We start from the raw sequence: 20,131 nt of genomic DNA on the forward strand, positions 1-20,131 counted from the left end.
AATGTCCAAACTACACGCCACCGAGTGCCGCGAATTCATTGCGGCGGTAACCGAGAAAGCTGTCGATATGGGTGTGCCTATTTCCGTCGCCATCGTTGGGCCCGAGGGGCACCTGATCGCGTTGGAGCGCATGGACGATGCAGGCTTCATCACCCCGGATATTGCCCGTGCCAAGGCGTTCACCGCTGCGGCTTTCCGCTCGATGAGCCCGCGTTTTAGCGACGGCTTGGTCATTCAACAATGGTTCAAGGAGCGCAATCCGCAGATGTTGGCAAACGCATCGGCCTTCACCAACGGTCAGGTAGTCGCCTCGGGCGGCTGTACGCCGGTGTTCAAGGGCAACGACATGGTTGGCGCCTACGGCATCAGCGGTGCGACTAGCGCCCAAGACGAAGAGATAGGCCAGTACGCCCGCGAGAAGGTGGGCTGGGCGCACATGCCAGTCGACGACACGACGCCGGAAAGCGTCAAAAAACACGTGAACGAGCTTTACGCCAAGGCCGGCATTAAGGACCGATCCCTCTGAACACCGATCCCGGCAGCTGAGGCTGTGCGCGCCGCGCGTCTTCATCCCCGGCCGATGGCTCGTGCAGCACCGACCGCAGCATCGGGAGCAGCTTGTCCCCGTCGAGCCGGTGGGTGTTGGCGCGCCTGGCGTGCCGGTTCACTTCAATGCCGGCAGAGTCGGCCACGATGTTGACGACGTCCTGCTCGAGCAGCGAGCGATGCAGCCACCAAGCGGGCAAGGGCGTGTGGTTTCAATTCGCCTTTGCAACGGAAGTTTGAAATTCTCTTTTTTCTCCGGGGCGTCGTGACGCCTCGTCGCACGCATATAAAGCCAGACAATGATCAATGCCAAACAACGTCAGGACGCCGCAAATGCGTTACTGCAAGCCGAAAAAGACCGTCAGCCCATCCAGCAGGTCAGCAAGACCTGGCCGGAGATGGAGATTGAAGATTCATATGCCATTCAGCAACTTTGGACAGCGGCCCGTGTGAAAGCGGGCGCGCGCGTTGTCGGCCACAAAATTGGACTGACGTCCAAGGCCATGCAGAGGGCATCCAAGATGACGGAGCCCGACTACGGTGTGTTGCTCGATGACATGCTTTATCCGGACGGCGCAAAGATTCCCGCTTCACGATTCCATATGCCGAGGCTGGAGGTCGAGTTGGCCTTCGTTTTGGGCAAACCGCTCAGCGGCAAGAACCTCACCGTTTATGACGTTCTCGATGCAACGGCATATGTCACGCCGGCACTGGAAATCATTGATTACCGCACCGAAGTTCCACGCGAAATTTGCGACACCATCGCAGATAATGCCGCGGCAGCTGCCATGGTGACGGGTGGCCGGGTCGTCCGGCCCATGGATGTGGACCTTCGCTGGATAGGCGCCACGCTGTCCAAGAATGGTGTCATTGAGGAGTCCGGCGTTTCGGCGGCAGTCATGGGTCACCCCGCAATGGGGATTGTGTGGCTTGCCAACAAACTCGCAGTACACGGCATCACGCTGGAGGCGGGGCACATCCTTTTGGCCGGATCATTTACCCGGCCAACCGCGGTTGAGGCTGGTGACACCATCCATGCAGACTTCGGCCCCCTGGGCTCCATCGGCCTCTCATTTTCCTGAGCAGTCGCGCGTCATGCAACTGCCAATAAATCACTTCAAACAAGCCCTGCTTCAGGGTAAGCAACAGCTCGGGCTTTGGTGCACATTGTCCAGTCCCTACGCCATTGAGTTGCTTGCAGGCTCCGGGTTCGACTGGCTGCTGATCGATACGGAGCATTCGCCAAGCGATGTTGTCGGCGTGCTGGCACAGCTGCAAGCGGTCGCACCTTATCCGGTGTCTGCCGTTGTCCGGCCTGCATGGAATGATCCGGTACTGATAAAGCGGTACCTGGACATTGGTGCGCAGACCTTGCTGCTGCCCTATATCCAGAACGCTGAAGAAGCTGAAGCGGGCGTGCGCAGTATTGAATACCCATCCGGCGGCATCCGGGGTGTGTCGGCTTTGACCCGGGCTACCCGATTTGGGCGCGTCAGGAACTACGCGGCCGAGTGCCGCGAGCAACTGTGCTTGCTGGTTCAGGTCGAAACACTCGAAGCCATCAGCCAACTGGAATCAATCGCCAGTGTCAAGGGTGTTGACGGGGTATTCATCGGGCCGGGCGATCTCGCGGCCAGCATGGGACTTTTGGGACAGCCCGGACACCCTGATGTGGTTTCAGTCATCGAAACCGCCATTGCCACCATCAGGAAGCACGGTAAACCCGCCGGCATTCTGACGGGCGACAAAGCCCTGGCCAAGAAATGCATTGAACTTGGAACCACTTTCACCGCGGTAGGCGTTGACGCTGGAATTCTGGCTGCGCAAACCACTCTTTTAAGAGATTCATTCACCCAGGAAAGCCTGTGCTGAATCCCCTGCCATCCCCATGAACATTAACGTATCCGATATCAACAAGCTCGCACCCGTTGGCCGGCTCAGAGCCGTTTCATTGGGAACGGACATCTACCATGGGCAAATGCGAATTGCCGCAGCAAATTTGATCGCTTGCCTGGGGCCTGTAGGCACCTATAGTGAAGATGCTGCGATCCTGTATTTCGGATCGAGTAACAAACGCCTGCTGCTACCTTCGCTGGATGCCATATTCGAAGCGTGCGAATCGGGATTGGCTAGCCACAGTGTCGTAGCTGTTGAGAACAGCACGGAGGGAGCCGTTCCAAGGACCCTTGATCTTTTGTATAAAACAGAGCTTCAAATATGCGGCGAATTGTCGCTGTTACTGCGACATGATCTTTTAACGCAATCTGGACAGCTCCATGGTGTTACTCATGTTCGCGCACACGCACAGGCACTTGCGCAGTGTCATGGATGGTTGTCCACGAATGCGCCACACTTGATACGAGAAGCGGTGTCAAGTAATGCGGAAGGAGCAAGGCTTGCTGCCCAGGACCCAACCTCTGCTGCGATTGGCGGTCTGAGATCGGCTGAGGAATACGGACTATTGGCTGCCTTTCATGCCGTTCAGGACGATCCGAGTAATCGCACCCGTTTTTTTGTTTTAAGTCGCAAAGACAACGCATCAGAAGCTCTCGGGGTCGGGGGTAAGACATCAATTATTGTGTCGGTGCCGAATGAGGTGGGCGCTCTTTTCCGTGTGGTTGAGCCTTTCGCTCGACATGGTGTCTCGATGTCCAGGTTTGAGTCGCGGCCTGTCAAGTCGGGGGCTTGGGACTACAACTTCTATATAGATATCGTTGGTAGTCGTTTGGAGGAGAAGGTGGCGAATGTGCTCGCTGAACTTCAGCGGCAGGGAGCAAAAGTGAAGTTACTAGGCTCTTACTTCGACACGGATCAACATTGATCTGGTAGGGCGTTTTCCATCTCAACGCCACGAGATGTTTGGCAAAGCTGAAGGCGCAGACAAAGGCCAACACATGTGCTTTCAGGTTCTCCAGGTCGGGGGAGGCCAAATTAGGCTAGCGAACACGCGATTGCGCTTTCACAGTTTGAGCGGCGTCACGATAGGGCAAAAGAAGGTGAGCGGCTTCTGGCTGAAGCCGCTAAGTGGCAGCATGCTCAGGAGATTCGAGAATATGTTGCCGAAATCCTCCGACTCGCTGGGCACAGTCCTGCTTCAGCATTAGCTGAGTGGGCAAAGTGGGTGCTGCAGGTGGCGGCAACGGAAGACCCAATACAAGCAAAGCTGGCTTCACTTGGCCCCGGTACCAACGGCTGAATCCCTCAAGGCCTTTATAGCTTTTGCGCGTTGATCGTCGACGTATTTAGCGACATTCGTGATGTGTCCGTGCCACTTCTTTCCAAGCTCATTTGGTTCGGGTGATCTTGACGATGACATATTGATGGCCACCGCTCGCACTTTCTTTGCCAGCGTCGGAAACAGTAAAACCATCTCCTCCGCCAGCTGCAATCCAAGTCTCAACAAGCTTATGAAAGCCTTCACCATCCATTCCTAATATATGGGGGCTGACATAGAAAGAACTCCCAATCGCCGAATCAGCCAAGAGGCTATCAAATTTATTCATGCAACCACCACCCTTTCACCTTTAAGGAAACAGGACGCACAGATCAGCTGCCTGGTCCCGCCCCGTGCCTTGCTGTTCTTCAATAGAACACCATACTTGCCACCGGTGGGCACCACAAGGTACAAACCGCCAGAGTCCGGGTAGGCGCTCTCGGGCCTCGCCCTCAGGGTATTTGGCGTTCTTGCATGCTGTATCTGTCAGGCCATTTTGGGGGACTTTCTGGCTTAGGCGGGGAATTTCCCTGCTTTAGCCCCCAAAAAAAACCTTAGGTGTCAAAAGACGATGCGAGACGACCTGAAACAAAAAAGCCCCGGCTGGCGGGGCTTTCAGGGCATTTTAGATACGTCCTGAGATGTTCTTGGATGCATTTCTGGCGGAGAGGGTGGGATTCGAACCCACGGTACCTTGCGGTACGCCTGATTTCGAGTCAGGTACATTCGGCCACTCTGCCACCTCTCCTGTGTCGAGCCGCAATTCTAGCAGGCTCTGGCAGGGCCCCATGCTTGTCGCTTCGCGTACTGCGCTGCCCCCGAGGGGCTATACCTGCTTCCTGCGGCAAACGGTCAGGGTGCCAGCACCTTCACGCCGCCCATATAGGGCTGCAACACCAACGGCACCTCGACGGTGCCGCCTCTCACAGGTTCAGGTGCTGGTAATTTTGGTTGCGGCCGCTTCGCTTAACTTCGCTGCGCGAAGCTTAGCCTTCACCGAAATTACCCAGCCGACGGTGCAAGCACCGTCACGCCGCCCATATAGGGCTGCAACACCAACGGCACCTCGACGGTGCCGTCGGCGTGCTGGTAATTTTCCAGCACGGCCACCAGGGTGCGGCCGACGGCGAGGCCGGAACCGTTCAGGGTGTGCACGAACTCGTTTTTGCCTTGCGCGTTCTTGAAGCGGGCCTGCAGCCTGCGCGCCTGGAAGGCTTCGCAGTTGGAGATCGAACTGATCTCGCGGTAGGTGCTCTGGGCGGGCAGCCACACCTCGAGGTCGTAGGTCTTGCTGGCGCCAAACCCCATGTCGCCGGTGCACAGCAACATGACGCGATAAGGCAGACCAAGCTTTTGCAAAATCATCTCGGCGTGGCCGGTCATGTCTTCCAGCGCTTCGTAGCTTTTCTCCGGATGCACGATCTGCACCATTTCCACCTTGTCGAACTGGTGCTGGCGGATCATGCCGCGGGTGTCGCGGCCATAGCTGCCGGCTTCGGAGCGAAAGCACGGTGTGTGGGCGGTGAATTTCAGTGGCAGTTGCGCCTCGGGCACGATCTCGTCGCGCACGAAGTTGGTGAGCGGCACTTCCGACGTGGGAATCAAATACAAAGAGCGCTTGGTCAACTCCGCGATCTGCTCATCATGAACAGTCGCCAAACCCAAGCCAGCTTCCACGCGAAACAAATCCCCCTCGAACTTGGGCAGTTGGCCCGTACCGCGCAGGGAGTCGCCATTGACGATGTACGGCGTGTAGCACTCGGTGTAGCCGTGCTCCAGCGTCTGCACGTCGAGCATGAACTGGGCCAGCGCGCGGTGCAGGCGGGCCAGCTGGCCTTTCATCACGGTGAAGCGGGAGCCCGTGAGCTTGGTGCCCAACTCGAAGTCCAGCCCCAGTGGCTGCCCCACGTCCACATGGTCCTTGACCTCGAATGCGAAGGCCGGCGGCTCGCCGCCCGGGCCTTCGATCGGGCTCCATTTGCGCACTTCCACATTGCCCTGCTCGTCGGCACCCAGCGGCACCGATTCGTGCGGCAAATTGGGCACCGCCAGCAGCAGGCCCTGCAGCTCGGTCTGGATCTGGTCGAGCCGGGCTGCGGAGGACTCCAGTTCGGCCTTGGAAGCACTCACCTGTGCCATGACGGCGCTGGCGTCTTCGCCTTTGGACTTGAGCTGGCCGATCTGTTTGGACAGGGTGTTGCGCTGGCTTTGCAGCTCTTCCGTACGGATTTGCAGGGCTTTGCGTTCGGCCTCCAGGGCCTGGAACGCTTGCACATTAAGGAAAGCTTGCGGGCTCTTGCGCATCTCCAGGCGGGCGATGGCCGAGGGCAGGTCTTTGCGGAGCAGGTTGATGTCTAGCATGGGGGGATTGTATTTCGGGACTTCTATAAATCCGATTCCCGGGCGCATGGCAGCGTTGCGCGGTGCTCGGTGCTCGGAATCCTCATGCACTCAAGTGCATTCCGGTGTCCTGCGGCTCCGTGCGCCTTGCCCTGCATCCCGAAGATCGAATTTCTAGTGTGGTGTTGCATGCTTGACGGCGCCAATAAAACCGATGGATTTTTGGTCAGGGCAAGGCGCAAACCACAGCAATAGCCCCGCTATTGCGCGGATTTGCAACGCCGCCATGGACGAAAAGACGCGGTTTTAGGTGCCGGATAGCGTGCAACACCACACCAGAAGCCCCTTTTGCGCCAATTTAATTTCAGACAAGCGACGCCGGGTCCAGGTTGGCGCCGCAAATGATGAGGCAGAGCTTTTCATCAGCGCGCGGCGCGTAGCGGCCGCTGTGCAACGCGGCCAGCGGCAACGCGGCGGCGGGTTCAACGGCCAGTTTCAATTCGTTCCAGAGCCAAGACTGCGCCGCCCGGATGGATTCGTCGCTGAGCAGCAGCGCATCACGCACATGGGCCTGGGTCGCGTCCCACGCCAGCCCGCCAATGCGTTTGGCGCCCAGAGAATCGGCTGCAATGCCGCTGACGGCGACGTCCACCGGCTCGCCGGCCTCGCGGGCCTTGAACAGCGTGGGGGCCAGTTCAGGCTCCAGCGCCACGACACGGCTGCGCTGTTCAAACCAGCTGGCCACACCGCCAATCAGGCCACCGCCGCCGACGCTGACCAGCACGGAGTCCGGCACGCCGCCCTGCTGCTCGATCTCCAGCGCCATCGTGCCGGCCCCTGTCAGCACTTCGGGCTGGTCATAGGCGTGCGTGAGCAGCGCGCCGGTTTCCCGCTGGCGCGCCAGGCAGGCCTGCAGCGCGTCGGCGTAAGCCGCGCCCGTGACCACGACCCGGGCGCCCAGCGCGGCGAGACGGGCGCGCTTGGCCGGGCTGGACACTTCAGGCACAAACACCTCGCAGTGCACACCCAGCTCTTTGGCGGCTGCCGCAGTGGCAATGCCTGCATTGCCACCCGACGCCACGATCACGCCGCTGGGCGGTATAGGATTGGACAGCAGGCGGTTCAGCATGCCACGCGCCTTGAAACTGCCGCCCGTCTGCAAATGCTCCAGCTTGAGCCAGACTTCAGCGCAGGCCACACCCACCGCCTTGCCCGGCAGTTTCCACAACGGGGTTTGACGAATAAAGTGACTGTAAGCCTGATTGAACACGCCCAGGCAGTTCTCGATTTGATAGCGGCTGGTCATGGCCGGCGTCAGGTCAGTTGATGGAGTTGGCTGTCGCCGACGTCCAGCATATGGCCCTGGGCATCGACCTTCAGGCCCTTGGGCAGCGGAAACTTGATGGTTTCCTCTATCCCGTCCATCTTGCGCACGGAGACCGCGCCCAGCGCCCGGATGCGATCTATCACCTGCTTGACGAGTATCTCCGGGGCCGAGGCGCCGGCCGTCAGACCGACGCGGCTCTTGCCCTCGAACCATGACTCCTGCAGCTCGCTGGCGTCGTCCACCATGTAGGCCTCAGTGCCCAGCTTGGCGGCCAGCTCGCGCAGACGGTTGCTGTTCGAACTGGTCGGGCTGCCAACCACGATGAGGATGTCCACCTGCGGGCTCAGCACCTTGACGGCGTCCTGCCGGTTTTGCGTGGCGTAGCAAATGTCCTGCTGCTTGGGCTCGCGCACCTGCGGAAAGCGCGCCTTCACGGCCGCGCTGATCTCGGCTGCGTCATCCACGCTCAGCGTGGTTTGCGTCACCACGGCCAGCCGCTCGGTTTGCGAGGGGGTGATGCGTGCCACGTCGGCCACGTCTTCCACCAGGTGGATGCCGCTGTCGAGCTGGCCCATCGTGCCCTCCACCTCGGGGTGGCCCTTGTGGCCGATCATGATGAACTCGTAACCTTCCTTGTGCAGCTTGGCCACTTCGACGTGCACCTTGGTCACCAGCGGACAGGTGGCGTCAAAAATCTGGAAGCCGCGGGCGCGCGCCTCGTCCTGGATGGCCTTGCTCACGCCATGGGCGCTGAACACCAGCGTGGCGCCCGGCGGCACGTCGGACAGCTCTTCAATAAAGATCGCGCCCTTGGCCTTGAGCTCGTTGACCACATAGGTGTTGTGCACGATTTCATGGCGCACGTAGATCGGTGCGCCAAACTTGGTCAGCGCCCGCTCGACGATTTCAATGGCCCGGTCGACACCGGCGCAAAAGCCGCGCGGCTCGGCGAGCAGGATTTCGTCAAGCCGTTTGTCTGCGGTATTCATAAAACGCCAATCACTTGCACTTCAAACACCACCGGCTGGCCGGCCAGCGGGTGGTTGAAGTCAAACTGCACGGCATCGCCGCCTTCCTTGACCTGCTGAACGGCGCCGGCGTATTGGCCCATGCCGTCCGGCGTGGGGAACTGCACCACATCGCCGACCTTGTACTGCTCGTCGGGATCGCCCAGCTCATTGAGCAGCTTGCGCGCCACCCATTGCACCAGGGTGGGGTTGCGCTCGCCAAAGGCCGCACCGGCGGCCAGTTCGAACGTGGTACGCGTGCCCTCAGGCAGGCCCAGCAGGCGCTGCTCGATGGCGGGCGACAACTCGCCGGTGCCCAGGCTCAGCGTGGCCGGCTTGCCGCCAAAGGTATTGATGATGTCGGCGCCGTCCGGGCCGGCCATGCGGTAATGCAGGGTCAGGAAAGAGCCTGGCTGGACAAGTGCGGGAGCGGTGGTTTCCACGGGGGGCATAAAACTCTCTGGGCCGGCGGGGGCGGCCAACAACTGTTTGTAAACTGCCTCTATTGTAGAAAGTAAGCCATGTCCGGGAGAAAAGCCGGATTTGCCCCGCTCCCTCTCCCTGATCGGACCCCTTCCCCCATGCTGCTGAAAGACCTGCCCGAGGACGCCCGCCCCCGAGAAAAACTGCTGGCGCGCGGCCCCGGCGCCCTCAGCGATGCCGAACTGCTGGCGCTGCTGCTGCGCACCGGCCTGCCCGGCAAGAATGCGCTGCAAATGGGCCAGGAACTGGTGGACACCTTCGGCGGCGTCGCCGGGCTGCTGCACACCGGGCCCGAAGCGCTCAAATGCATCAAGGGCCTGGGCCCGGCCAAACGGGCCGAGCTGGTTGCGGTGCTGGAACTGGCCCGCCGTGCGCTGGCCGAAGAACTGAAGGAAAAGGCGCTGTTTTCCACACCGCAGGCCGTGCGTGACTATTTGCAGCTGCAGCTGGGGAGCCGGCCGCACGAGATCTTTGCCGTGCTGTTTCTGGACAGCCAGCACCGCCTGATTGCCCTGGAAGAGCTGTTTCGCGGCACGCTGACGCAAACCAGCGTCTACCCGCGCGAAGTCGTGGTGCGGGCACTGGCGCTGAACGCCGCCAGCGTGGTGCTGGCGCACAACCACCCCAGCGGCGCCGCCACGCCCTCGCGCGCCGACGAGGCGCTGACGCAAACCCTCAAGTCCGCGCTGGCGCTGGTGGATGTGCGCGTGCTCGACCATTTTGTGGTGACAAGTACCCAGGCGGTGTCGATGGCCGAGCTGGGTTTGCTCTAGCATCAAGCCATCCACGCATCATGAACACCCCCACCCCTAAACGCCTGAAGGACCTGAAGGATCTCAAGGCCGTCAAGCTGGAAATCGCAACGCGCGCCCGGCAGGCCGCTGAACAGCAGGCTGCGCGCCTGGCCGCCGCGGCAAAAGCCAAAGCCGAAAAGGAACTCTTTTCACGCGCCGTCGGCCCCGTCAAGGCCTTGCCGGCCAGGCACCTGCCCGGCAATCCGGGCCACCGGGCCAGCCTGCCGCCGGCGCAGCCCGCGCCCATTGCGGTGCAGCAGCAGCGCGACGAGCTGGCCGTGATGCGCGAAGCCATCTCGGACGAGTTTGATGTGGAAAGCCTGCTGGATACCGACGAGGCCCTGAGCTTTCGCCGGCCCGGCATGGGGCCGGACGTGGTGCGCAAGCTGCGCCGCGGCGGCTGGAGCATCCAGGGCCAGCTCGACCTGCACGGCCTGCGGCGCGAGGACGCCCGCGAGGCGCTGGCCCAGTTCATCAAGGACGCCCACAAAACCGGCTGGCGCTGCGTGCGCGTGGTGCACGGCAAGGGGCTGGGCTCGCCGGGCAAGACGCCGGTACTCAAGGGCAAAGTGCAGAGCTGGCTGATCCAGAAGCAGGAAGTGCTGGCCTTCGTGCAGGCCCGGCCGGCCGAAGGCGGCGCCGGGGCGCTGGTGGTGTTGCTGGCGCAGGGCTGAGGCAGACTGTCACAACCCGAACACGGCACGCCCGATGGCGGCGGATTCGTAGCCGTGCCTGAAGAGGAGTTCGTAGGTCTGCAGTGGCACCTTTTTCAGCGAGGTCGGGTACGCGGCTGCAGTCTTTACGCTCTCCCTGTCGAGCCAGTTGCCGGCGGGGCATGCGGCGCCCGATCGCCTGGCGATGTCCTGGGCGGTGGCGCCAAGCCGCAAATAAGCGGCGCGCCCGCTTTCTTTCCACGCATAGGCCATCAGCCCTCTCGCACGCAGCGCCCGGGTCTGGTCAGACATGATGTCGGCCACGCGCTTGAGCCGGAACAGGTTCAGCCGCCCCATATCGAAGCCTTTGGGCAAGGGCGCGCCTGCGTCGGACGAAATGATCACGCCGTCAACTTTCGGCTTCGGGCCGAAGCCGGCATCAAAAAACGGCTCAAGCCCGAGGTTGTCATAGACCCCGCCGTCGTAAAGATGAATTCTGGCGAAGCGGTCTTCCGCCGGCCGGGCCTCATCACCCGACGCATACATCGGAAGGTCCCAGTCGAAGCTGTCGGCTCGCAGGACGTAAGGGCCTATCAACCCGGGAAAGGCCGCCGACACGGCCATGGCGTCGCGCAGCGGAAACCGCTTCAGCGGGGTGGACCCCAGCGTCCAGTCGCGCAACTGGCCGCCTTCAATGCAGGCGCGCTTGCCGGTTTCGGCGGTGGTGGCATTGATCGACCAGACCGGCGATGCAGGAAGTTCATCGAGAAGGGCATCAACACCCCAGGTGCTGCCAATGGCCGAAGCCAGCACATTGGCGCGGGACAGGGCAAAGCGCCAGTTGGCCGGGCGCAGCATGGCCCGCATCGCGGCCTTCTGCAAATCCGTGGTGGTCAGCACCTCCTTCAGCTCCGGCAACAGCGCCTCGAGGTACTCGCCGCTGGTCGGCCAGCGCATGCCATTGAGCTGCAGGAGCAGGCCCACCAGCAGGCTTCCGCCGGACACGGTGGAGACCTTGCTCACGTGTTCCAGCGCCCCATGCTCCGCCAGGGACTTCAACACGCCGCAGTGAAAGACCATGGCGCGCATTCCTCCACCCGAAAGGGCAAGGTAGATGGGCTTCATATCCGTTCCCGCCACACTAGGTTTGGACAGGCGACAGAGGCGCAGCGTCCCGCGAGCCGCGGCCTGCAAGGCCTCGAGAGCTACACGCAGCGAGCAACCGTGGGGGCTCTTCCCTCCAGCAGGGGCCGCGGGACTGGCTTCGCCAGACCGCAGGCGCAGCGGCCCCCTCGGGGGGCAGCGTATTACACGCAGTGAAAAGCGTGGGGGCTAACAGACTTCACTCGCCACGATTTCGCATCCAGTCAGCCGTCTGGAAAAACGAGGCATTGAGCCGGGTACGCAGGGCGTCGTCCACGCCGGTCTCGCGCATGGCCTGGTCCATGCAGGCCAGCCACTGGTCGCGCTCGAGGATGCCGATAGAGCCGATGGCGCCGCCGCCGGTTTGCTGCGGCATGTGACGCATGCGCAGGCGCGGATGGCCAAAGCGATCGGTGTAATGCTGCGGCCCGCCCAACCAGCCGCACAAAAACCAGAACAGGCGCTGCCGGGCATTGTCCAGCGTGCTGCCGTGCGCCGCACGCAGGGCCGCGTAGCCCGGCTCCAGGTCCATCAGGTCATAAAAGCGCTCGACCACGGCCTTGACGCGCTCCTCGCCGCCTATCCAGGCGAACGGGGTTTCAAACGGCGGGTTGCCGGGGGGTTTCTCTTCGATCTGCATGCGGGTGCTTGGATAAGTGGCTGGTTGAGAGATCTGCGTGCTTAACGTAGAGCCCTCACCCCCACCCTCTCCCAGAGGGAGAGGGCGTAAAAAAATTCTGGCCTGCTCTCTGGATTATCTTGCCCCCTCGCCCTCTGGGAGAGGGTTGGGGTGAGAGCTGACGGGAAGGTGTGCAAGAACTCATGCCAGTCAGGTGGCTTTGCGCAAGGTTTCGACCACCGGCGTGTTCAGCACCGAACGCAGTCCCCACCACCCCGCCGCAAGCGCCAGGGCCGCGCCGGCCAGGCTGCCGAAGACCGGCACCGTCCAGGAACCGGTCCAGCTGAATTCAAACACAAAGCGCGCCAGCCCCCAGCCCACCGCCAGCGCGACGAGCGAAGCCAGGAAGCCGGCGAGCAGGCCGACGCCCGCCAGCTCGGCGCGCTGCACCTGCCGCAGCAGCGAGGCGCGCGCGCCCACCGCGCGCATGATGGCGAACTCGCGGGCGCGCTCTTCACGCGTGGCCGTGATGGCAGCAAACAGCACCACCACGCCGGCCGCCAGCGTAAAGCCAAACAGGAATTCCACGGCACGTATCACCTGGTCGAGCACGCGCTGCACCTGGGCCAGCGTGCTGCTCATGTCGACATTGGTGATATTGGGAAACGCCTTGACCAGGGTATTGTCAAAACTCTGGGGACGGGGCTGACCGTTCACCGCAAGGACCGGCTCGGGCGCGCGGAAGGCGCTGATGAAGGACACCGGCACATCGGCCGGCAACTGCGCCACCGGGTACATCACAAAAAAGTTGACCCGCATCGAGCTCCAGTCGACTTTGCGCAGGCTGGTGATCTTCGCCTCGCTGAGCTGGCCGCCAATGTCAAAGCGCAGGGCGTCGCCGAGCTTCAGGCCCAGCGTTTTGGCCAGGCCCTCCTCCACGCTGATGGCGTCTTTTTCGCCTGCCGTCCACCGCCCGCCCGTCAGCTGGTTGTGCGTGGGCATCACAGCGCTGTTGGACAAATTGAACTCGCGGTCGACCAGGCGCCTGGCGCGGTCGTCCTCAAAGTCATCGGGCGTCACGGCCTTGCCATTCACCGCCACCAGACGGCCGCGAATCATGGGGTACCAGTCAAACTTTTTGACGCCGCCATCGCGCAGGGCCTGCTGGAAGGCATCGCCCTGCTCGGGCTGCACGTTGATCACAAAGCGGTTGGGCGCATCAGGCGGCGTAGCCTTGCGCCAGCTGCTGATCAGGTCAGTGCGCAGCAGCACCAGCAGCATCAGCGCCAGCAAACCCACGGCCAGCGCGCTGGTCTGCACCACCGCATACACCGGTCGCGCCGACAGCTGCCGGGTGGCCAGCATCAGCCAGCGCGGCGCGGTGGCCTCGTTCACGCTGACGCGCAGCAACTTGATGGCGGCATAGCTGGCCAGCGCAAACACCAGCACAGCCCCCAGAAAACCGCCGACTGCGATCAGCCCGAGCTTGAGGTCACTGCTGGCGGCCACCAGCAGCGCAGCAAAACCGGCCACGCCCACACCCAGCACGGCCATGGACGCCGGCTTCAGGTTGCCGACATCGCGGCGAATCACGCGCAGCGGCGGCACCTGTGCCAGCTGCAGCACCGGCGGCAAACCAAAAGCAAGCAGCAGCGTGAGGCCCATGCCCATGCCAAAAGCCACGGGCCAGAAGGTCGGCGCGGGCAATGCCGTTTCCACCAGGCCCGCCAGCAGCACCACAAACCCGTAGTGCACCGCAAACCCAATCATCACGCCGAGCGCACTGGCTGCGAGGCCGGTCAGCGCAAACTCAAAACCATAGGCCAGGGCAATGGTGCGCTGCGACTGGCCCAGCACCCGCAGCATGGCGCAGTCGTCCAGGTGCTTGGCGGCAAAGCCGCGCGCCACGATGGCCACTGCCACGGCGCTCAGCAAGGCCGCCAGCAGCGCGACCAGATTCAGGAATTTCTCGGCACGGTCCAGCGTCTGGCGCATCTCGGGGCTGCCGCTTTCCAGCGACTCCAGGCGCACGCCGCGAATGCCGGACTGCTCCGCCGGCTTCTTGATCTCCTCGCTTGCCCATTTCACGTAGGCCTTGACGGCCTTGTCGTCCCCCGCGACAGCGAAGCGGTAATTGGTGCGGCTGGCGGGCTGGATCAGGCCCGTGGCGGCCACATCGGCCTGGTTGACCATGACGCGCGGCGAAAAGCTGATGAAGCCCGCGCCGCGGTCCGGTTCCTGCACGATGATGCGGGTCAGCTTGAAGCTGGACTCGCCCATCAACAGGGTCTGGCCCAGTTGCAGGCCCAGGGCGTCAAGCAGCGAGGCATCGGCCCAGGCGGTGCCGGGGGCGGGGATGTCGCGGGTGTCCCGTCCAGCGCCTTCCAGGCTGTCCGAAACTTTCATGGCGCCACGCAAGGGGTAGCCTTCCGGCACGCCCTTGAATGCCACCAGCTTGGCCTGCCCGCCCTCTTCATCGGGGGCCCGGCCCATGGTGGGAAAGGTCACGGTGGACACGGACTGCAGGCCCAGCGCCCGGGCTTTGGCGATAAAGGCGGCCGGGGTCACATCATCACTGCGGACCACCGCATCCCCGCCCAGCAATCGCCCCGCGTCACGCTGCAATCCGCCCTTGAGCCGGTCGGCAAAAAACCCCACCGCGGTCAGCGCAGCCACGGCCAGCGTGACGGCCACAATCAGCAGGCGCAACTCACCGGCCCGCAAATCGCGCAGCAGCGATCTCCAGCCGAGCTTCAGAAACAAAAAGTGCATGTGGCAACCTTACCTCAAAGCGTGCGCCCCCAGTTCAAGGCCGGGCTTTCTCGGTATCGGCCCGGGATGAGGCGCCGGCCGGCGCATTGGCCTGCGGCAACGCATCGAGCCGCTGCTCCAGCGCACGCAGCACCGGGCCGATGTTGGCGCCCACTCTGATCTGGGGGTTGGAAAATCCGTCCTCCTTGCCGGCGTCGATCTCGCGCTGTTTGATCAACGGGACGGCACGGGCAAAGGCCTGCTCAAAGGAATGGGTCTTGCGCAGCTGCTCGTCAAACATCGCCCGGCCAAAAAAGGTGAGCTCGGACAGGCGGCCGCAACCGTACGAGGTGTGGGTGGCGTCCGCTGCCGTCATGACCAGCGTGTTGTCGTTGGCCAGCACGTCCACCCAGCCGCCGGAGTAGCAGGCCGAGACCGCAATCACGCGGTTGCGGATGCCGGCCTTGTCCAGCGCCTCCCGCAACACGCTGGGGCTCAGTGCTTCGACCTCCAGCGGCCAGTGCGAGGCGGCGAGCTTGAAATCGCGGGCGCCGTGGGACGTGAGGTAGACGACCAGCACGTCCTTGTCCCGGTCCATGCGCTGCGCCAGCGCTTCAATGGCCCGCTGCAGATTAAGCGGGGTGGCCCAGGGATGGGTCGCGGCAGTGCTGCCGTGGTTCAACAGGTGAATCACGCGGCCGCCGGCGTCAAAGCGCTCGGCCAGGACGCGGCTCACCAGGGTGCTTTCGCGCAGGAAAACATCTTCGGAGGCATAGGGGGCAAACACGAGCCCGTAGACGTCGGCCACCCCGGGGCGTTCGGGCGCGATGGCGGCGAGGGTGCGCTGCCACAAGGCCTGCTGCATCTCCAGGGTTTGCTGGGTCAGGTGCAGCCTGGGCTTGTCGTCTTCCACCGCAGCTTTGCGCGCATAGTCCGGCTCCCACGCACGGGCCTCGAATTGCCACAACGTCAGGCCCGTGGTCGCGATGAGGGCCAGCGCAAACACCGCCGCACGCCAGGTCCAGCCCGCGAAACGCACAATCAGAAAGAAGCTGATACCCAACGACCATGCGGTGAACACGAGGTAAAACGCCCAATACAGCCAGGGCGCCGAGAACACCCGGCCCTTGACCCAGCCATGGACAATGGCTGCGGTCAGGCCCTCATACAGCAAGGTGTTGGGGAGGGACGCGATCAGCCACAGCACAACGCAGGTGGCGACGCCGGCCAGGCGGGGGCTGTCCGCCGCTGCGGAGACGTCCGGCCTGGGCTTCGCCGGAAAGGCCCACCAGGCCAGTCCGATAAAAGCAGCCAGCGTCCACCAGCCCGACAACCAGGCCTGCACACTGAAGCGGGCAGGCCCATCGATCTCCATGCGCGGCGCGGCCACTTCCACCAGCAAAACCAGCAGCGTCAACAGGAACGCCTGCCACGGTGCAGGCACCTGTCCGGCGACCCGGGGGGTCAAAAAAAAGGCCGCACGCAGACCTTCCTTCAGCCAGCGGCTGACGGACAGGTAGCCGGATGAATCAGGCCTTGGTCTGCTGGAGGAAGCGGGAACGTCCGGAATACCCGGCAGCGTGGACTGGATGGGTTGCTCACTCATGGCGGCATCATGCCACGCCACGTTCAGGATTCGGCCACCGGCGTCCGCAGGTTGGGTCCGGCCAGTTCGGGCTGCAGATGCAGCCGCTCGGGCGTGGCATAGCAGATAAAGCGCTTGTTGGTCGCACGGCCAATGGCGCACAGGCCGACCGACTGCGCCACCTGGTGCCCCATCTGGGTGATACCGCTGCGGGACACCACGATAGGCACGCCCATCTGGGCCGACTTGATGACCATCTCGCTGGTGAGGCGGCCGGTCGTATAAAACACCAGGCCTTCCAGGCCGAGAGCGGTGGGTGAAGTGCCGAGCGTGGAGTCCCCCTCTTCTCCAGCCGGGGCCGCGGAACCGGCTTTGCCGGGCCGCAGGCGCAGCGCCCCCTCGGGGGGCAGCGCATTACGCGCAGCGAAAAGCGTGGGGGCCACATCTTGCATCCACATCCAGCCGGCGATCGTATCGATGGCATTGTGCCGCCCGACATCTTCCACGAACAGCAGCATGCCGGCGCGGTCGTCCGCCACCTGGAACAAGGCGCAGGCGTGGACTGAACCAGCGGACTTGTAGGTAGTCTCCTTCAGGCGGATGGTGTTGACCAGCTCATAGAGCTGGCTTTGCGTGATGTGCGCGTCCGCGGGCAGCTCGATCTGGTCCACCTCGTCCATCAGGCCGCCAAATACACTGCCCTGGCCGCAGCCGGTGGTGACCACGCGCCGGGCTGTTTTTTCCTCGATGTCCTCAATGCCGTGGCGGGTTTTGACGGCTGCGGCGCCCACCTCCCAGTCGACGGTGATGGATTCGATGTCCTGCACCGACTTGACCAGCCGCTGGTTGCGCAGGTAGCCGAGCACCAGCCATTCAGGATGCGCGCCCAGCGTCATGAGCGTGACCAGTTCGCGTTTGTCGACATACACCGTCAGCGAACGCTCGGCGGGAATGGAGACCTTTAGATGCTCGCCATATTCATTGACCGCGTCGATCTCGCAGGTCAGGGGCGCCTGGGCAAGCGTCAGGCGGGGCAAAAGCAGGGGCGGCGGCGGGTACATGAATGAAGACTACAACAAAAAAGCCGGTCCCTCGCGGGCCGGCCTTTCAGGGGTATGAGGTTTCAGGACTTTTTGGCCGGGTTCACCACCGCATCGGGCTGCTTGGTGCTGGGAGGGCTGGTTGCGGTAGGGGCCGGAGAATGCGCGCCCGAGGCTTCGATGGGCTTGGCCGCTTCTGGCGCCGCATAGGTAAAGGCGCCGGGATCCGCGCAGGCCGGCGCTGCCGCGGGCGGCTTGGTTTCCTTGCCTGCCGCCTTCGCGGATTTGTAATAGCTGGCCGCCACTTTGTCCTGCGCCTTGCACAGCTGGTAGGCCTCGACCTTGCCCGTCCACGCGGTCTTGGCAGCCGCCTCGGCGGCTTTGGCCTTGGCTTCGTCGTTCAGGGGCGGCAGCTTGGCCAGCGCGAGCGCAGGCACACCTGCCAGCAGGCTCCAGGTCAAAAGTCGAATCAGTTTTTTCATGGCGTCCTCGCTGTCCTCACTGCTTTAAACCTGTACTGTCTGGCCAGGTGGCGCAGGCTCACTGCGCTGGCGGGGGATCTTGCCCGCCTTCACGTCGTCATACCAGTACTCGTGATGCTCCTTCGCCCAGGTCTCATCCACATAGCCGGTTCCCATGGCCTTGAAGGCGCCCTGCATGCCGAGGGTGCCAATGTAGATGTGACCGAGGAACATGCACATCATGAGCACGGTGGCCACCGCATGCACCATGTGCGCGATCTGCATGGTCGCGCGCTCGTACACCAGGCCCGGCAGCAGCTTGTCGAGGACCAGGCCCGATGACACCACCACCACACCCAGGAAAAACACACCGCCCCAGAAAATCACTTTCTCACCGGCGTTGAACCGGTTGGACGCCGGTTCCGCACCGGAGATCAAGCCACCTCCCTTGAGCAGCCAGTTCAGATCGCCTTTTTGCGGCCAGTTATCGCGCAGGAAGGTCACAAACACAATGAGCAGGGACACGGCAAACACGGGGCCTGCAAAGTTGTGCAGGTTTTTAAGTGCGTAGGTCAGCCAGCCAAACAGGGTGCTGCCCAGGACCGGCAGCAGAAAAAACTTGCCGAAGGCCATCACCACACCGGACACGGCCAAAATGACAAATGCCGTGGCGTTGGACCAGTGTGCCGCGCGCTCAAACGGCGTGAAACGCTCAATCTTTCGGCCTGTCTCCGCACCGTGCGTCTTGATGGTGCCCTTGCTGAAGTAAAAAATCGCGATGGCCAGCACGACGATCAGCAGCAGCGCGCCGCCATACGGAATCAGCCAGTTATTGCGCACCTGCCGCCAGGCTTCACCCGCATTGGTCAGGCGCGAGCCGGGGTATTGCACAAAAGGCTGAATCAGGTTGCCGGCTTCCGGCGCTTCACTTTTGGGCAGGCTGCTGTAGCCGGTGACGCCCTGGCCGACCTGGCGCCACATGGGCGCATTGTTGCCGGGCTGGACTTTGGCGCGCTCCGCGTTGGTCTGCTTGGCATAGTTTGGATCGGCACTCGCGTCGGGTTTGACGTCAAAAATGTTCTGGCCCTGAATCCCGCCGGATGCCCCGGGCGCAGCTGATGCGGCCGGCGCTGCTGGAGCGGGAGTAACAACGCCCGAGGCCTGGGGTGGCTGGGGCGCAGGCGTCTGCGCCCCGGTCAGTCCGGCCCAGGCAAACGCCATGAAAAATACCGCCGATCGCGCGCGTTCCAGTTCCATAGAGCCTCCGCTCACTTTGCCTTGGAATATTCATTCTGGGTGTTCTGTGCACGGGCTTTCAGCCCCTGCTCCCAGCTGGTCTTGTCGCCGCGCTTCCACCCCGGTGCCGCAAACTGGTTCTCAACCCCCTGAAACGGCGCGACATCGCTTTTCACGCCACCCATGGATTGCGGTTTTTCGCCACAGGCTGACAATCCTGCCACGGCAGCAAGGGTTGAGAGAAGGATGAAAAAGCGCGTCATGATTTGCCTCCCGCGGGCGGCTGGCCGGCCTGTTTCGAACCGTACGCTGTTCCCCAGCCCCAGACCTCGGCACCTTTGCCGCGCTGCACCACCCGGTTGCGGAAGATGTCAGCGATCACATCGCCGTCACCGGCCAGCAGGGCCTTGGTAGAGCACATCTCGGCGCAGGCCGGCAATTTGCCTTCGGCCAGGCGGTTGCGGCCATATTTTTCAAATTCGGCCTGGCTGCCATTGACCTCCGGACCGCCTGCGCAAAAGGTGCATTTGTCCATCTTGCCACGCACACCAAAGGTGCCGGCCGCCGGAAACTGCGGCGCGCCGAATGGGCAGGCATAGGAGCAGTAACCGCAGCCGATGCAGACATCCTTGTCGTGCAGCACCACACCTTCATCGGTGCGGTAAAAACAATTGACCGGGCAAACGGCCATGCACGGCGCGTCGCTGCAATGCATGCAGGCGACCGAAATGGACTTTTCGCCGGGAACGCCGTCGTTGAGCGTCACCACGCGTCGGCGGTTGACACCCCACGGCACTTCGTTCTCGTTCTTGCAGGCGGTGACGCAGCCGTTGCATTCAATGCAGCGCTCGGCGTCACAGACAAATTTCATGCGTGCCATGGCGTCTCCAGAAAAAATATTTCGATCGGAAGCTGGCGTGGGGCTCTGCCCC

Annotated in this window: 21 protein-coding genes and 1 tRNA gene; 6 read left to right on the plus strand and 16 right to left on the minus strand. The window is 62.8% G+C overall.

The features are described from left to right. Position 1: 1 nt before the first annotated feature. Complete coding sequence (locus AC1DUR_RS15500) at positions 2-526, plus strand: GlcG/HbpS family heme-binding protein (protein WP_477719864.1); 525 nt, start codon at positions 2-4, stop codon at positions 524-526. Here AC1DUR_RS15500 and AC1DUR_RS15505 read toward each other — a convergent pair. Beyond that, on the minus strand, positions 507-746 hold the full coding sequence (locus AC1DUR_RS15505; protein WP_477719865.1) for a hypothetical protein: 240 nt from the start codon (positions 744-746) through the stop codon (positions 507-509). The genes AC1DUR_RS15500 and AC1DUR_RS15505 overlap by 20 nt on opposite strands. Before the next feature lie 99 nt (positions 747-845). On the opposite strand from AC1DUR_RS15505, the gene hpaH reads away from it, so the two are divergent. From hpaH to pheA, 3 genes are read left to right on the plus strand one after another with little or no spacing between them, the layout of a single operon-like run. Further along, positions 846-1,628 (plus strand): 2-oxo-hept-4-ene-1,7-dioate hydratase, encoded by a 783-nt coding sequence (gene hpaH / locus AC1DUR_RS15510; protein WP_477719866.1) that lies wholly within the window; start codon positions 846-848, stop codon positions 1,626-1,628. Positions 1,629-1,641: 13 nt separating this feature from the next. Further along, complete coding sequence (locus tag AC1DUR_RS15515) at positions 1,642-2,418, plus strand: aldolase/citrate lyase family protein (protein ID WP_477719867.1); 777 nt, start codon at positions 1,642-1,644, stop codon at positions 2,416-2,418. A gap of 16 nt (positions 2,419-2,434) precedes the next feature. Then, positions 2,435-3,367 carry a prephenate dehydratase gene (pheA, locus tag AC1DUR_RS15520; protein WP_477719868.1) on the plus strand — a complete coding sequence of 311 codons (933 nt, stop codon included), beginning with the start codon at positions 2,435-2,437 and terminating at the stop codon, positions 3,365-3,367. 463 nt (positions 3,368-3,830) lie between these two features. Here the strand turns inward: pheA and AC1DUR_RS15525 are convergent, their stop codons facing one another. The 6 genes from AC1DUR_RS15525 to AC1DUR_RS15550 form a co-directional block, all read right to left on the minus strand. Then, positions 3,831-4,049, minus strand: coding sequence for a hypothetical protein (locus AC1DUR_RS15525; RefSeq protein ID WP_477719869.1), 219 nt, complete (start codon positions 4,047-4,049; stop codon positions 3,831-3,833). Between the two features lie 371 nt (positions 4,050-4,420). Next, positions 4,421-4,508: transfer RNA gene (locus tag AC1DUR_RS15530), tRNA-Ser, on the minus strand. Positions 4,509-4,762: 254 nt separating this feature from the next. After that, on the minus strand, positions 4,763-6,121 hold the full coding sequence (gene serS / locus AC1DUR_RS15535) for a serine--tRNA ligase (protein ID WP_477719870.1): 1,359 nt from the start codon (positions 6,119-6,121) through the stop codon (positions 4,763-4,765). Positions 6,122-6,464: 343 nt separating this feature from the next. After that, positions 6,465-7,406 carry a threonine/serine dehydratase gene (locus AC1DUR_RS15540; protein ID WP_477719871.1) on the minus strand — a complete coding sequence of 314 codons (942 nt, stop codon included), beginning with the start codon at positions 7,404-7,406 and terminating at the stop codon, positions 6,465-6,467. An 8-nt stretch (positions 7,407-7,414) separates the two neighbouring features. After that, positions 7,415-8,416 carry a 4-hydroxy-3-methylbut-2-enyl diphosphate reductase gene (gene ispH / locus AC1DUR_RS15545; protein ID WP_477721744.1) on the minus strand — a complete coding sequence of 334 codons (1,002 nt, stop codon included), beginning with the start codon at positions 8,414-8,416 and terminating at the stop codon, positions 7,415-7,417. Then, positions 8,413-8,886 (minus strand): FKBP-type peptidyl-prolyl cis-trans isomerase, encoded by a 474-nt coding sequence (locus AC1DUR_RS15550; RefSeq protein ID WP_011481908.1) that lies wholly within the window; start codon positions 8,884-8,886, stop codon positions 8,413-8,415. The genes ispH and AC1DUR_RS15550 overlap by 4 nt, the downstream gene beginning before the upstream one ends. A 129-nt stretch (positions 8,887-9,015) precedes the next feature. On the opposite strand from AC1DUR_RS15550, the gene radC reads away from it, so the two are divergent. Both radC and AC1DUR_RS15560 read left to right on the plus strand, forming a co-directional pair. After that, positions 9,016-9,690 (plus strand): RadC family protein, encoded by a 675-nt coding sequence (radC, locus tag AC1DUR_RS15555; protein ID WP_477721745.1) that lies wholly within the window; start codon positions 9,016-9,018, stop codon positions 9,688-9,690. 20 nt (positions 9,691-9,710) lie between these two features. Next, positions 9,711-10,385, plus strand: a complete 675-nt coding sequence (locus tag AC1DUR_RS15560; protein WP_477721746.1) for a Smr/MutS family protein — start codon at positions 9,711-9,713, stop codon at positions 10,383-10,385. 9 nt (positions 10,386-10,394) lie between these two features. On the opposite strand, the gene AC1DUR_RS15565 is transcribed toward AC1DUR_RS15560, so the two are convergent. The 9 genes from AC1DUR_RS15565 to fdh3B all read right to left on the minus strand — a co-directional run bounded on the left by AC1DUR_RS15565 (position 10,395) and on the right by fdh3B (position 20,079). After that, positions 10,395-11,489 (minus strand): patatin-like phospholipase family protein, encoded by a 1,095-nt coding sequence (locus AC1DUR_RS15565; RefSeq protein WP_477721747.1) that lies wholly within the window; start codon positions 11,487-11,489, stop codon positions 10,395-10,397. A 217-nt stretch (positions 11,490-11,706) separates the two neighbouring features. Beyond that, positions 11,707-12,147, minus strand: coding sequence for a group II truncated hemoglobin (locus AC1DUR_RS15570; RefSeq protein ID WP_477721748.1), 441 nt, complete (start codon positions 12,145-12,147; stop codon positions 11,707-11,709). Between the two features lie 189 nt (positions 12,148-12,336). Continuing rightward, complete coding sequence (locus AC1DUR_RS15575; protein ID WP_477721749.1) at positions 12,337-14,898, minus strand: ABC transporter permease; 2,562 nt, start codon at positions 14,896-14,898, stop codon at positions 12,337-12,339. 34 nt (positions 14,899-14,932) lie between these two features. After that, positions 14,933-16,483 carry a C13 family peptidase gene (locus AC1DUR_RS15580; RefSeq protein WP_477719879.1) on the minus strand — a complete coding sequence of 517 codons (1,551 nt, stop codon included), beginning with the start codon at positions 16,481-16,483 and terminating at the stop codon, positions 14,933-14,935. Positions 16,484-16,506: 23 nt separating this feature from the next. Further along, positions 16,507-17,523, minus strand: coding sequence for a formate dehydrogenase accessory sulfurtransferase FdhD (locus AC1DUR_RS15585; RefSeq protein ID WP_477719880.1), 1,017 nt, complete (start codon positions 17,521-17,523; stop codon positions 16,507-16,509). A 62-nt stretch (positions 17,524-17,585) separates the two neighbouring features. Next, a complete protein-coding gene (locus AC1DUR_RS15590; RefSeq protein WP_477719881.1) occupies positions 17,586-17,984 on the minus strand; it encodes a hypothetical protein in 399 nt (132 codons plus the stop codon). A 24-nt stretch (positions 17,985-18,008) separates the two neighbouring features. Further along, entirely contained in the window at positions 18,009-19,184 is a 1,176-nt protein-coding gene (locus tag AC1DUR_RS15595; protein WP_477719946.1) for a formate dehydrogenase subunit gamma, read from the minus strand. Between the two features lie 47 nt (positions 19,185-19,231). Next, positions 19,232-19,462, minus strand: coding sequence for a hypothetical protein (locus AC1DUR_RS15600; RefSeq protein ID WP_477719882.1), 231 nt, complete (start codon positions 19,460-19,462; stop codon positions 19,232-19,234). Next, positions 19,459-20,079, minus strand: coding sequence for a formate dehydrogenase FDH3 subunit beta (fdh3B, locus tag AC1DUR_RS15605; RefSeq protein WP_477719883.1), 621 nt, complete (start codon positions 20,077-20,079; stop codon positions 19,459-19,461). The genes AC1DUR_RS15600 and fdh3B overlap by 4 nt, the downstream gene beginning before the upstream one ends. Positions 20,080-20,131: the final 52 nt, after the last annotated feature.

This window comes from Polaromonas sp. P4_F4 (genome assembly GCF_056401355.1).

What these genes read in the sequence shown, in the direction of transcription:
- hpaH (WP_477719866.1), top strand. Translation starts at nt 846, where the DNA reads ATGATCAATGCCAAACAACGTCAGGACGCCGCAAATGCGTTACTGCAA.
- fdh3B (WP_477719883.1), bottom strand. Translation starts at nt 20,079, where the DNA reads ATGGCACGCATGAAATTTGTCTGTGACGCCGAGCGCTGCATTGAATGC.
- AC1DUR_RS15500 (WP_477719864.1), top strand. Translation starts at nt 2, where the DNA reads ATGTCCAAACTACACGCCACCGAGTGCCGCGAATTCATTGCGGCGGTA.
- AC1DUR_RS15565 (WP_477721747.1), bottom strand. Translation starts at nt 11,489, where the DNA reads ATGAAGCCCATCTACCTTGCCCTTTCGGGTGGAGGAATGCGCGCCATG.
- AC1DUR_RS15590 (WP_477719881.1), bottom strand. Translation starts at nt 17,984, where the DNA reads ATGAAAAAACTGATTCGACTTTTGACCTGGAGCCTGCTGGCAGGTGTG.
- ispH (WP_477721744.1), bottom strand. Translation starts at nt 8,416, where the DNA reads ATGAATACCGCAGACAAACGGCTTGACGAAATCCTGCTCGCCGAGCCG.
- pheA (WP_477719868.1), top strand. Translation starts at nt 2,435, where the DNA reads ATGAACATTAACGTATCCGATATCAACAAGCTCGCACCCGTTGGCCGG.
- serS (WP_477719870.1), bottom strand. Translation starts at nt 6,121, where the DNA reads ATGCTAGACATCAACCTGCTCCGCAAAGACCTGCCCTCGGCCATCGCC.
- AC1DUR_RS15570 (WP_477721748.1), bottom strand. Translation starts at nt 12,147, where the DNA reads ATGCAGATCGAAGAGAAACCCCCCGGCAACCCGCCGTTTGAAACCCCG.
- AC1DUR_RS15580 (WP_477719879.1), bottom strand. Translation starts at nt 16,483, where the DNA reads ATGAGTGAGCAACCCATCCAGTCCACGCTGCCGGGTATTCCGGACGTT.
- AC1DUR_RS15550 (WP_011481908.1), bottom strand. Translation starts at nt 8,886, where the DNA reads ATGCCCCCCGTGGAAACCACCGCTCCCGCACTTGTCCAGCCAGGCTCT.
- AC1DUR_RS15600 (WP_477719882.1), bottom strand. Translation starts at nt 19,462, where the DNA reads ATGACGCGCTTTTTCATCCTTCTCTCAACCCTTGCTGCCGTGGCAGGA.
- radC (WP_477721745.1), top strand. Translation starts at nt 9,016, where the DNA reads ATGCTGCTGAAAGACCTGCCCGAGGACGCCCGCCCCCGAGAAAAACTG.
- AC1DUR_RS15560 (WP_477721746.1), top strand. Translation starts at nt 9,711, where the DNA reads ATGAACACCCCCACCCCTAAACGCCTGAAGGACCTGAAGGATCTCAAG.
- AC1DUR_RS15575 (WP_477721749.1), bottom strand. Translation starts at nt 14,898, where the DNA reads ATGCACTTTTTGTTTCTGAAGCTCGGCTGGAGATCGCTGCTGCGCGAT.
- AC1DUR_RS15595 (WP_477719946.1), bottom strand. Translation starts at nt 19,184, where the DNA reads ATGGCGTTTGCCTGGGCCGGACTGACCGGGGCGCAGACGCCTGCGCCC.
- AC1DUR_RS15540 (WP_477719871.1), bottom strand. Translation starts at nt 7,406, where the DNA reads ATGACCAGCCGCTATCAAATCGAGAACTGCCTGGGCGTGTTCAATCAG.
- AC1DUR_RS15585 (WP_477719880.1), bottom strand. Translation starts at nt 17,523, where the DNA reads ATGTACCCGCCGCCGCCCCTGCTTTTGCCCCGCCTGACGCTTGCCCAG.
- AC1DUR_RS15515 (WP_477719867.1), top strand. Translation starts at nt 1,642, where the DNA reads ATGCAACTGCCAATAAATCACTTCAAACAAGCCCTGCTTCAGGGTAAG.
- AC1DUR_RS15525 (WP_477719869.1), bottom strand. Translation starts at nt 4,049, where the DNA reads ATGAATAAATTTGATAGCCTCTTGGCTGATTCGGCGATTGGGAGTTCT.